We start from the raw sequence: 11,638 nt of genomic DNA, 5'->3' as shown, positions 1-11,638 counted from the left end.
TCATTACTAGTTGGGGGAATCTCTGGGTATTTTGGTGGTCACATTGATGCTGTACTCCAAACCTTTACCGAAGCTGTTTGAGTCATTCCTCCCATCCCTATTTATTTGGCCTTGGCTGTAGCGATGCCAGATGAGTGGGGTTCTGAAACTCACTATTTTGCTATTGCCTTCATCATTGAAGCATTTGATTTCCCTACCTTAGAGCGAAGACTACAAACTCATCTGCTAGCAGAGTGCAACCAGGAATATATTCTTGTAGCAAAACTCTCTGGTTCCAGTTCCAGTCGAATCATCAGGAGACATCTGATACCTAGCTTCCTTAGCTATATCATCGTCGACACTATCATCAACATCCCGTATATCATTCTAGCTGAGACCTCCCTGAGTTTTCTGGGCCTGGGGTTGTCGGAGCCTATCAATTCTATTGGGGTATTGCTCTCACAGGCACAAGATGTCGAAGTACAGCAGAGCCTCCTCTGGTACTACATTCCTGTCGTTTTTTTGTGCTGATGATTCTTGCCTTTGTCTTGGTTGGGGATGGACTTCGTGATGCGGCTGATCCTTACTCAGAGGCAGGTCGATGAGCGAACGTCTTGTTGATGTGAAAAATTTGCAGGTTGACTTCAAGACAGAAGAGGGTTGGTTTACAGCAGTTAAGAACGTCAGCTTTCATATTGAAGCCGGTCAGGTACTTGGCCTGGTGGGAGAAAGTGGTTCTGCAAATCAGTTACTGCCAAGAGCCTCATGCAGTTAAATAGTAACAACGCAATCTATCGATCGCCCTCACAGATCAACCTCTACAATAGCGGACAGAGTGTTCCAGTTTTGCAGTTACGATCCCCCAAAGCCCTGAGACAGCTCAGGGGTGGTCTCATCTCCATGATCTTCCAAGAGCCAATGGCCAGTTTTGCTACAGCAATTTCGCTTGGCAAGCAGATGGTGGAAACGATTCAACTTCATCTTGGATTCAGCAAACACGGGGCGGAGCAAGAAGCTATTCATTGGCTTGGGCAAGTGGGGTTAACCAAACCAGAGCAGCGATTGCGCCAGTACGTTCATGAATTGTCAGGAGGAATGTGCCAGAGAGTAATGATTGCTACAGCACTCTCCACCAAACCCAGACTTTTAATTGCTGATGAACCCACTACAGCTCTAGATGTAACTATCCAAGCTCAAGTACTCGATCTATTGCTTGAACTCAGGCAGCGGTTCGGAATGTCGATGCTTTTCATCACACATGATCTTGGTGTCATTGGAAAAGTGGCGGATTATCTTTGTGTCATGCAATCTGGTCAAATTGTTGAGGAAGGACCTGTAAAAAAAACACTCCTGACCCCATCTCACGAATACACAAAGCACTTGCTGGCAGCAGTACCTAGTCTCAAAAAACTTCAGTTGAAACGTGCAGGAGCAACGAAATCGAGTGAGCAGGATTCTTGGAATTCTCTCGTGAGGGTAAAAGATCTGGATATTGTTTACGAAAGCAGTGCTGGATTGCTAAAACGGAGCAGCTTTACAGCTGTTTCAGCAGCTAATTTTGAGATTCCAACTGGAAAGATTGTTGGTCTTGTAGGAGAGAGTGGATCTGGGAAAACCAGTTTGGGAAGAGCTCTACTGAAGGCCATTCCTTTTCAAACAGGAAGTATCAATTATCAGTTCAAGGATGAAAAATTTGATCTGAATGGCCTGAGTGGCTCATCACTAAAAGCTTTTCGTCAACATGCTCAGATGGTTTTTCAAGACCCGTATGGTTCTTTAAATCCACGCTTGACCGTCAGAGACATCATCGCGGAACCTTTAGAGGCAATGCAACTGACGCAAAATCGTAATGAAACTGATTTGCGGGTTCGTGAAATTGCAACACGTTGCCGACTGGACCAGGAACATCTCAGACGTTTCCCTCACGCTTTCTCAGGAGGTCAGAGACAACGGATCTCTATTGCCAGAGCGCTGATTTGTCGTCCCTCTTTCATCGTCGCAGATGAAGCCGTTGCAGGGCTGGATGTGTCAATTCAAGCTGAAATTCTTGAGCTAATGAAGGAACTGCAGAAGGAACTGGGCCTGACAATTCTTTTCATCTCTCATGATCTCAGTGTAATCGCCAACCTTTGCGAACAAGTGATCGTCATGCAGCATGGCAAAATTGTGGAGCAAGGCCCTGTAGAGCAAATTTTTCTCGAACCGAAAGAAGACTACACGCAGAATCTCATTTCTGCCATTCTCACTCTTGATAACTTGGGAGGAATCAATGCCTCGTAAGGTCCTGCTCATCACAGCTGATCAGTTCCGGTTCGACCATCTCGGCTGCACGGGGCATCCCCTCAAACCAACTCCAAATCTAGACCGTCTCGCAGCAGAGAGTTCTCTCTTTCTCAAACACTTCACGAACGCAATTCCTTGTGGCCCTTCAAGGGCATCACTACACACTGGACTCTATGCTTGTAATCACCGATCGGTGACCAATGGGACTCCACTTGATCGCAGGCATACCAACCTCGCTTTGGAAGTGCGCAAGGCTGGAATTGAGCCTTTACTTTACGGTTACAGTGATACCTCAGTGGATCCCAGACGAATGCATTCCAAGGACCCGAGTTTAGACACATTTGAAAGTATTTTACCCGGATTCAAATTGGTTGTTGATTTCAACCTTGGCTATTTGGAGGACTGGCTAGATTGGCTTGAGGATAAGGGCTACAAAAGACCAAATCCATCAGAATCAGTCTTTCATCATTCTCCAGATAAAATTACGGAAGGCCGTTTCTGTGACGAACCTGCATTTTATACTGCAGAGCATTCCGATACTGCTTACCTCACCCATCATGCCTGCCATACGATCCGCAATCATCGAAATGAGGATTGGTTCATTCATCTCTCCCTGTTGAGACCACATCCTCCCTTGATCGCACCAGCACCCTATAATCGCCTTTATGATTGGAGAGATCTACCTCTTCCAGAGAGAGGCAACTCACTTCAGGGTGATGCGGCAATGCATCCTTTGTTAGAACTTTGGCAGCAAAAAATTGATACAGTGGATTACTTTCAGAGCCAAGCAAATATGCTTCGGCTTTGTGATGAAGATATCCTCCGTGCCAAAGCAGTTTATTCAGGGTTGATCACAGAGGTTGATAGAAATCTTGGGAAGATCTTTGATTTATTAAAGGAATCAGGACAGTGGGACGATACTTTGATCATTTTTACAAGTGATCACGGAGAGCAGTTAGGCGACCATCATTTGTGGGGGAAAGGAGGCTGTTTCGACTCGTCATGGCATATTCCACTGATCCTGCGGAATCCCAAAATCCCAACCAGTCATGGCATCACTGTTTCGGCCTTCAGTGAACATGTTGACATCACACCAACGATTTTGGCTTGGTTAGACCAAGAGATTCCATTGGCGATGGATGGTAGAAGTTTACTACCTAATTTGCAGGCTGAAACACCTGAGGACTGGAAAACAGGGGTCTTTTGTGAATTTGATTGGCGTTCACTGCCCCAAAGGCATTTACAGCGTGACGAGGATAGGAGGTTCGAAAATCAACAGCTTTGTCTCTGGAGAGATGATGATTTCAAATATGTTCATTTTGCCAAGCATCCTCCACTACTGTTCGATTTGAAAAATGATCCCCATGAAACTACCAATCTTGCTGCGGATCCTGCTTACCTTTCTGTCTGCAACCAATACCTCTCAACTTTGCTCCAACATCGAATGCGGCACTCTGACCGCAATCTGACTCTCTGGCAACTCACCGACGATCAGTGAGATGTTCGCTAGCTCTTTTGTGCGCTGCCCAATCGATTTTCCAACTCCTGCAAAACTTGGATGATTTGCCTCTCCTCATATGGAAGAATTTTGTGGACTTCTCGAATAAAGTCATCTGGAAATAGCATGCAGAACATTGGTAGCCTCTAAAACAACTCCATCATGAGATAAGTATGACACTGAAATTCGAGAAACACTCTGAAATTTTCTCAGGATTGTCGAATAACTTTCGTCCAAATCATCTGTGGTTGACAAGTCGTGGACAGTGATGACATAGATTGGTTCTGATTTTCTTGCATGGTATTCCTCAATTGAACACTCTACTCGTTGTGAACTGCTTCCAAGACTTGCATTGAGACGTCAAGATTGGGTCTGATTTTTCCAAGCAAGTTTTCAACTCCATTGTTTAACATGCCCTCATCAATTTCTGATTGAGTTGCCATAACTCCCCCTTTCATCCGATCATCTCTTTGCCACTGTAGTTGATATCTCACTCTCTGCGTTCAACACTTCCTTACGTGCTACCAGCAGGAAAATCCTGCCATTTTCTTTCATTGGTCCTGCTATCTTTTCAGCAGGAGTTCCTCTCCCCCAGAAAATATCTGCCCTCCCGTGACCTCTGATCGCTCCCCCTGTATCCTGAACAACTGCAAATCTTTGTAGTATTTCCTTTGATGGTGAAATCTCCGAGGGCAGATTTGTTTCGTAAAAGACCAATCCTCCCTTCGGCACAAGCCGATGATCCATTGCGATGGAGTGTTCACGTGTCAGCGGTACTTCAATATTTCCCAAAGGACCATCTCCAGGAATATGCCGGAAAAAAGTATAGCTGGGGTTGTAGTTTAGAATTTCCTGCACTCGCTCTGGGTGATCATAAAGGTATTCTTTCAAGGCTTTCAGAGACATTTTTTCTTTGGGGATTTCGCCAAGCAATATTTTACCAATAGCCCGGTAAGGATGCCCATTTTGATCAGCGTAGTTAACTCGATAAAGATCTCCATTCGGCAACTCAATCACGCCAGAACCCTGAATTTGCAAGAAAAATAGCTCAATGTCATTGTTTACCCAAGCCAAAGGGGTAACTCGACCTTGTAGGGAATCCTGATAGGAGATCTCATCACGATCATCATATCTGACAAATTTCTGATCTACGATTTTTCCACGTAAAATTCCATTACTGTACTTCTCATCGAAGTTGCTCAAATTGACAGTAACCAGATCGCTGGGCACTCCATATAAAGGGACAGGAAATTTTTCTGACTCATTCAAACTACCTTTCAAGAGAGGTTCATAATAACCAGTAAAGAAGGCCTGTTTCTTCTCATTTAAACTTTCGAACCACAAAAAATCTTGCTGAAGTTTTTCAAGTCTTTCCACCTCAGGCAAATCAAGAATCCTCAAAAAGTACTGGTGAGAAGCAATCATTTCCTCAGGGGAATACTCAACACCTCCATATTGAAATCGTTGATCTGCAGGTAACCGCTCATAATATTCGATGGAATACCCCAGTGCTCGCTCTAAAGCCTCAAGATCAGGGCTCAATTCAAGTTTCAATGCATCAATCTCCGCAATTGAAACAGTTCTAGGGTTCTCGGTGGTGGTGTTCGTAGAACAACCAATCAATAATATTGTAATTATCAGAACCCAACCCAAAGGCGGGAGAGATCTTATCATTCTTCGCATGTTGGTTTACTGTCTGGGGTTCGAAATTGCTGGAGATGTGTCACTTGCTTCTCCATAAAGGCTATGTCATACCCGATAGCAGAGATTTTGGAAACCAGAACTTGCTAATTTCTAATATGTTCCACCCATTCGGAGCTTGACCATGAGTGTGATTGAAGTCTGTGTCCCAGATATAGGCGATTTTCAGGATGTGGAAATTATTGAGATCCACCTGAAACCTGGGGATTCTGTTGAAGCCGAGACCAGTATGATCACACTTGAATCAGACAAAGCCACGGTGGATGTCCCCGCCCCTCAAGCAGGAGTAGTTGCAGAACTGCTGGTAAAAGTAGGCGATCAGGTGTCTGAGGGAAGTGCAATCCTGAAAATGGAAGCAGCATCTGCAACGGAATGCAAGAACACTGCTGAGGAACTACCGGAAACCACTTCCGTTGTGCAAGAATCTCCTCAAGCGGCAACTCATTCAGTAAAAGCAAATCTTGAAGCACAAGTCGTTGTTTTGGGGTCTGGTCCCGGAGGTTACACCGCAGCTTTCCGAGCAGCAGACTTAGGGCTAGAAACCATCTTGATTGAGAAAGGAAAAATTGGAGGAGTTTGCCTAAACGTTGGCTGTATTCCCTCAAAGGCGCTGCTTCATGCTGCAAAGGTGATTGAGGAAGCCCAATCAATGTCAAGTCATGGGATCAAGTTTGGAACACCGGAGATTGATATAGACTCCCTACGCTCCTGGAAGGATAGCATTGTTGGGAAACTCGTTGGTGGTTTGAATGGAATGTCCAAGCAGCGGAAGGTCAGAGTCGTTGAAGGATATGGAGAGTTTCTAGATCCATTTCATATTCGTGTTGCAAGCGAGGATGGTGGTTCCAAGACGATCAAATTTGATAAAGCCATCATCGCAGCTGGATCAGTGCCAGTCTCCTTACCATTCTTACCCGATGATCCAAGAATTGTTGATTCAACTGGAGCCCTTGAATTGCGAAGCCGACCGAAAAAGATGCTCGTGATCGGAGGTGGCATCATTGGTTTGGAAATGGCCACAGTCTATCATGCGTTGGGTTCAGAAATAACGGTTGTAGAGATGATGAAGGGACTCATGATGGGAGCAGACCGGGACATTGTTCGACCCTTCGAAAAGTGGATCAGCAAACGCTATGAGAATATTTGGTTGGAAACCAGAGTCACCAAAGTTGACGCATCTGAGGAAGGATTATTAGTAACTTTTGAAGGCAAATCAGCACCTGCCGAGCCACAGCTTTATAATTTAATTCTCAGTTCTGTTGGTCGGGTCCCGAACGGCCTTAAAATCAGTGCCGACAAAGCTGGAGTGGCTATTGATGAACGTGGATTCATTTCTACAGATTCTCAGATGAAAACTAATGTTCCTCACATTTTTGCAATTGGCGATATTGTTGGCCAACCAATGCTCGCGCACAAAGCAACCCACGAAGGTAAAGTGGCTGCAGAAGTTTGTGCCGGTATGAAATCTCATTTTGATGCGCGAGTGATTCCTTCTGTAGCTTATACTGATCCTGAAGTGGCTTGGGTTGGATTAACTGAAGAACAAGCTAAAGCTGAAGGGATAGCTTATGGCAAAGGAATTTTCCCCTGGGCTGCTAGTGGAAGATCACTCGCTCTCGGTCGGGATGAAGGGATAACGAAAGTGATTTTTGATGAGCATACCGATCAAATCATTGGAGTCGCTATCGTGGGGCCCAATGCTGGAGATTTGATTGCGGAAGGTGCTTTGGCAATTGAGATGGGCTGTGACGCTTCTGATGTCGGATCAACCATTCACCCACATCCAACGCTCTCAGAAACAGTTGCCATGGCTGCAGAAGCTTTTGAAGGAACCATCACTGATCTGTTCATGCCCAAGAAGAAATCAAAAACTCCATCAAAAGCAGCTTAATTGCTATGAAGACGGCTGAGGTTGAAACTACGAACAATCGCACCTGTCTACGCTTCTTCATGAGGCTTTTGCTCTATCTTCTGATTTTTGGGAGCTTGGTCTATGTTCAAGCTACCTTCTCCGGCGATTTCAAATTGGTTGACTTGAGATCGGTTTGCTTTTGCACAAAAGCCACTAATTGATTTCCTGAACCAGTGCAAATGATTATCAACATCTAAAGCAAAATCCCAAAGATGAATCCTCGAGGAATTTATTTGTCTTTGATTCTTCTGTGCTGCTTCCTGCTGATTGGTTGTGGCAATCGGAACACTCGTTTTGGATTTGGTGTAGGAGTTCACATGGAGGCTCCTCCCGGCATGAAAAAAGGGATGGGGTTGAGTTCCTGGTACACGAGCAGCAGCACAAGTTCCTCCACCATGACCAAAGAAGAATTTATGGGAGCCGCACTGGATAAATTTATTCAGCAGGAACACCCATTGATCGCAGAAGAACTCGCTATCGGAGAAGGCCATCGCCTTGAAGCTCTTGTGACCCTAGCAATGGTACCTAAACGAGAGCAATCACTCTGGCTGAACAGTATTCGTAAGAATTGCTTTGAAAATAATATCGATCATACAAAAGCATGTTTAAGGCAGCAGGCTCAGGAACAACAACAAAAGTCACTACAAAAACGTAAAGAAGCTGTCGATGTCTCTTGAGGAAATTCAGGTCGTATTACAAACCCATCAAGAATGGTTGAATTCCAAAGGCACCTTGGGTCTACAAGCAAATTTTAAAGGAATGGACCTAAGTGGATATGATTTAAGGAAACTAGATTTGCGTGGTGCAGATTTTACTGAGGTAAATCTCAATAAGGCTAATCTTGAAAAAGCGGATCTCCAAGGTGCTAACTTTCAAAATGCCAATTTGGATTTTTCAAACTTGCACCGAGCCAACCTCTGGGGGGCTTATCTTGTTGGTGCTTCTCTCAGACACTCCTATTTAAAAAAGGCTTGGGCAAAATTCGCTGACTTCAGAAGAACCACTTGGGAGGGAGCGCAGCTGCTTCAAGCTAACTTCTGGGGAAGCAACCTCGAGGGGTCTGATATTGATCAGTTTACTCAGCGTCCTCTTGAATTAGCAGGAGTGAATTTTCAGGAGGCCACTTGGGTGAATGGCGAACGATGCCTGCGGGGATCTGTTGGAAGAATTGTTATCGCTGACGCGCTGTCTGTTCCAAAATAATCACAGCGCTCATTCCAAGGAAAAACATTACCAAGGGCACAAAGAGACTAGCATCTAATACAGGTAAGATATTTACTTCACGAACCACGTATTCTTTTCCGTTGATCAGTTCGCTCTCGAATACGACTTTCCAAGGCCAAACCTTCCTCATTGCTCCAATCATTAGACCAGTCAATAAGCACATCGTTATTTGCTCAAAGCGCTGTAAGCAGAATTTCAATATCCTGCTGAAACCCAGGATTCCAATAAGACATCCAGCTGTAAAAACCAATAACGCTTCTAAATGCCCGTCCTCAAATGGGGAGCGTAGAGCACCCGTGATAAACTGATATTTGCCAAGAATTAACAATAGGAATGAGCCACTCAACCCAGGAAGAATCATCGCACAAATTGCAATTAACCCACAAAAAAATAAAAACTGAGGCGAGTTCGGGGTTTGAATTGGTATGAGCCCAACAACTTGGTAAGCGAAAAGTACACCCACAGTGGTAGTCAATAAAGCTGCTATATTCAAGGTGGGTATTGCTCGGCCAACGTACCAAATTGAGGCTACAATCAATCCAAAAAATAATGACCAGATTTCTACAGGATAATTAGCCAGCAGAAAGTGCATTAAGCGAGCAGTTGACAGGATAGCGACAACAATTCCACCGAAGAGGACAATTAAAAATTTCAGATGAATTTCTACGAGGGCCTCTTTGAATTTACCCCCCAATCCAAGCCAGATAGAACTCAAATTAATGGAGGAAATAGCTGAGAGGAGATGATGGTAAATGCCGGTAATGAAAGCGACCGTGCCACCTGAGACTCCAGGGATGATGTCTGCAGTCCCCATCGCGAGTCCCTTCCCAAAGAGGGTGAGAGCCTCTCTCGTTGATTTTGGACCAGGCGTATTGTTCCATGCCTGTGCCCAGGTTAACTCCACTTCAGATTCAGTTTTGGGATCTGGCATTAGGTCAAACGAGGAGTTGCGACTGAGGTACCTGATAGAAATGATCCTGATAGTTTTTCTTCAGCATCGAGTATATTTCATCAGCAAAGGTAGGATTCTGCATTTGTTGTCGCAGTTGCTGGCAGAAGGGGCGTAGTTGAAGGGGGGAATCAATCGATTTGCGAAGAAATTGATTGGTCAGTACTTGAAGATCCCAGAGGAACGATTCTGGTTCCATCTCTAACAGTAGCAGATCTTCCTGAAATTCCTCAAAGAGTTGCTGACTGAACGTATCGACTAAGCTGAAGAAATCTTCGCCAAGGACATGAAGGGATGAAACCTCCCTAGCCTGGACCCTTTGTGAGAGATTCTGAAAAAATGTGGGGTATTCTGCAGCAGATAAGTCTGGCATGGAAGATTTCGAGTTGGTTTGGTCTGAGTTCAACTGGCGATGAAAACAAAGAACTGCAAAGACTATGACAATAATTTTAAATTTTTTTCAGTAATCAAGATATTCAGAAATTATAGTTGAATACAAGATTTGGCTGACTCTTTTCTAAATTCCACTCAAACCACCAATTGCTAACGAAACCTTTGATTTCTCCCTCAGCTTTAATTTCGCTCAAAATATTTCGAGCTTGTATGTACTGATATCCACTGTAACCAAAGGCAGCACCCACAATCCAAGGTAGCAATTGACCAACCCCTTCTGATTGTTGTGCCAATTCCAAACGGCCACTAAGAAGCAGTAATGTTCCTGCTCCAGTCCCAACCGTAGCAATCATCCATCGTTCTTCCTCTGCCGCAGCAATTTGCAAGCGTTGAAGCCATAAATCTCTGTCTGTGATTACTAATTCAGGCTGAAGTGGGAATTCTTCTTGTGGAGGCTCTAATCTCTTCTGTGTATCTAACTCACGCCTTGTATCTGAAATCAACTTGATCTGCTTACTGACTTCTAGATAAGTCTTTACGAAATCACCCTCGCGTATTTGCTCTATTTGCTGGACAATTATCGCATTAGCTCGTCCCTGACTTATCCGATGAATACGTGCAATTGCTATATTGGTTTCTTTGGGCACCTCTGAATCGGCAGAAATTAGAAGATCTGCTTCTCGGCGAAAAATCACCAATTGAGTTCCCATCTCTAACCCGTGCTCCACCCCTAAATCCACGACAACACTGCTATTCGTAAGACTCGTTACATATCCCTGCAACTCTGTATTTTTAGAGAGTCGCTGGGCAAGCATGAAGAACTCTTCATGCATCTGGGCGTCAGTAAATAATATCTGATCAGTGTAATCTGTAACATTAGTCAACACATCAACTAGCCGGACATCTATCTGAAAACCTTGAGCCTCTCCATCAACTCCTAAAACAGAGGTGTTTCTGATGGATCCTACGAGAACCTTGTCAGCCCGGAACAGCTTTCCAACCAAAACTCCGCAGGCTACATCATTACAGTCTGCAAGACTTGGATCTCTTTCTCGAATTTGAGCGTTCCATTCTGAAGGGCCAACTACTGTGAAGTGATTTGTGTTGAAGATGCTCAACTGCAGAGCCTTACTTACTTCACCAGCAGCCGTTTCAGTCATTCCGTAAGGAGCTAAGGTCAACATCAACACCTTCATTCGTCCGTCGTCACTGAAACCACTCATCACATCGGATTCCAAATTGAATAAGTCTTCCTGAAAAAAGTTTGATTGTGAAAGGGCATGGCTCACAGAGCCAAGAACTAAACTGATAACGAGGATGATTCGGACAAGATTCATTCGGAGAAATCCAACTGACGGAGATCGGCTACACTGATTTCCAGTTCACCAAAAGGGGTTTCTGCGTACACGTTTGACTGATTCTCTAGAGACAGGTCCAATTGTTGCCCAGAGTTCAGCGTCACTGTTGCGACCGTGTAGGTGGAGGTTCCTGTATTTGCTGGTCTAAAATCCACTTGGCTTATTTTTGCGAAAGGAACGTTTACTATTGCCTCACCGTATTTTCCTCTAAAATGGACTTTACCCTCCCAAGTTAAGCGAGAGGATTCAGTCTGCATCCCCGTTCGATCAGTGATGCCGACAACAAAGTTTTTTTCGGGGAGAGGCAACCCACTAGTGAAATTTTCATCTCCTCCACCCAT

13 protein-coding genes are annotated in these 11,638 nt (G+C 44.6%); 7 read left to right on the top strand and 6 right to left on the bottom strand.

Going from position 1 to position 11,638, the window contains the following annotated elements:
• Window positions 1-123 precede the first annotated feature (123 nt).
• The 4 genes from P8O70_16950 (at window position 124) to P8O70_16935 (ending at window position 3,760) form a co-directional block, all read left to right on the top strand.
• Window positions 124-510 carry an ABC transporter permease subunit gene (locus tag P8O70_16950; GenBank protein MDG2198529.1) on the top strand — a complete coding sequence of 129 codons (387 nt, stop codon included), beginning with the start codon at window positions 124-126 and terminating at the stop codon, window positions 508-510.
• A 70-nt stretch (window positions 511-580) separates the two neighbouring features.
• Window positions 581-754, top strand: a complete 174-nt coding sequence (locus tag P8O70_16945; GenBank protein ID MDG2198528.1) for a hypothetical protein — start codon at window positions 581-583, stop codon at window positions 752-754.
• Window positions 745-2,259, top strand: coding sequence for an ATP-binding cassette domain-containing protein (locus P8O70_16940; protein MDG2198527.1), 1,515 nt, complete (start codon window positions 745-747; stop codon window positions 2,257-2,259). Before P8O70_16945 ends, P8O70_16940 begins: the two co-directional genes overlap by 10 nt.
• Window positions 2,249-3,760, top strand: a complete 1,512-nt coding sequence (locus P8O70_16935) for an alkaline phosphatase family protein (GenBank protein ID MDG2198526.1) — start codon at window positions 2,249-2,251, stop codon at window positions 3,758-3,760. Before P8O70_16940 ends, P8O70_16935 begins: the two co-directional genes overlap by 11 nt.
• Before the next feature lie 320 nt (window positions 3,761-4,080).
• Here P8O70_16935 and P8O70_16930 read toward each other — a convergent pair whose 3' ends face one another.
• Both P8O70_16930 and P8O70_16925 read right to left on the bottom strand, forming a co-directional pair.
• On the bottom strand, window positions 4,081-4,203 hold the full coding sequence (locus tag P8O70_16930) for a hypothetical protein (protein ID MDG2198525.1): 123 nt from the start codon (window positions 4,201-4,203) through the stop codon (window positions 4,081-4,083).
• Between the two features lie 19 nt (window positions 4,204-4,222).
• Window positions 4,223-5,314, bottom strand: a complete 1,092-nt coding sequence (locus tag P8O70_16925; GenBank protein ID MDG2198524.1) for an MltA domain-containing protein — start codon at window positions 5,312-5,314, stop codon at window positions 4,223-4,225.
• 271 nt (window positions 5,315-5,585) lie between these two features.
• Between P8O70_16925 and lpdA the strand changes: the two genes are divergently transcribed.
• The 3 genes from lpdA (at window position 5,586) to P8O70_16910 (ending at window position 8,576) form a co-directional block, all read left to right on the top strand.
• On the top strand, window positions 5,586-7,352 hold the full coding sequence (gene lpdA / locus P8O70_16920) for a dihydrolipoyl dehydrogenase (protein MDG2198523.1): 1,767 nt from the start codon (window positions 5,586-5,588) through the stop codon (window positions 7,350-7,352).
• Between the two features lie 254 nt (window positions 7,353-7,606).
• Window positions 7,607-8,050, top strand: coding sequence for a hypothetical protein (locus tag P8O70_16915; protein MDG2198522.1), 444 nt, complete (start codon window positions 7,607-7,609; stop codon window positions 8,048-8,050).
• Complete coding sequence (locus tag P8O70_16910) at window positions 8,040-8,576, top strand: pentapeptide repeat-containing protein (protein MDG2198521.1); 537 nt, start codon at window positions 8,040-8,042, stop codon at window positions 8,574-8,576. The genes P8O70_16915 and P8O70_16910 overlap by 11 nt, the downstream gene beginning before the upstream one ends.
• On the opposite strand, the gene P8O70_16905 is transcribed toward P8O70_16910, so the two are convergent.
• From P8O70_16905 to P8O70_16890, 4 genes are all read right to left on the bottom strand, one after another.
• Window positions 8,545-9,501, bottom strand: coding sequence for a DUF368 domain-containing protein (locus P8O70_16905; GenBank protein MDG2198520.1), 957 nt, complete (start codon window positions 9,499-9,501; stop codon window positions 8,545-8,547). The two genes, P8O70_16910 and P8O70_16905, sit on opposite strands and share 32 nt — an antisense overlap.
• Window positions 9,502-9,532: 31 nt before the next feature.
• Window positions 9,533-9,919, bottom strand: a complete 387-nt coding sequence (locus tag P8O70_16900; GenBank protein ID MDG2198519.1) for a hypothetical protein — start codon at window positions 9,917-9,919, stop codon at window positions 9,533-9,535.
• 103 nt (window positions 9,920-10,022) lie between these two features.
• Complete coding sequence (locus P8O70_16895) at window positions 10,023-11,276, bottom strand: hypothetical protein (GenBank protein ID MDG2198518.1); 1,254 nt, start codon at window positions 11,274-11,276, stop codon at window positions 10,023-10,025.
• On the bottom strand, window positions 11,273-11,638 hold a 366-nt coding region (locus tag P8O70_16890), incomplete at its 5' end, for a hypothetical protein (GenBank protein MDG2198517.1). The genes P8O70_16890 and P8O70_16895, both read right to left, overlap by 4 nt.

The organism is SAR324 cluster bacterium (assembly GCA_029245725.1).
GTDB lineage: Bacteria > SAR324 > SAR324 > SAR324 > NAC60-12 > JCVI-SCAAA005.
This window is presented reverse-complemented; position numbering and strand designations above follow the sequence as displayed.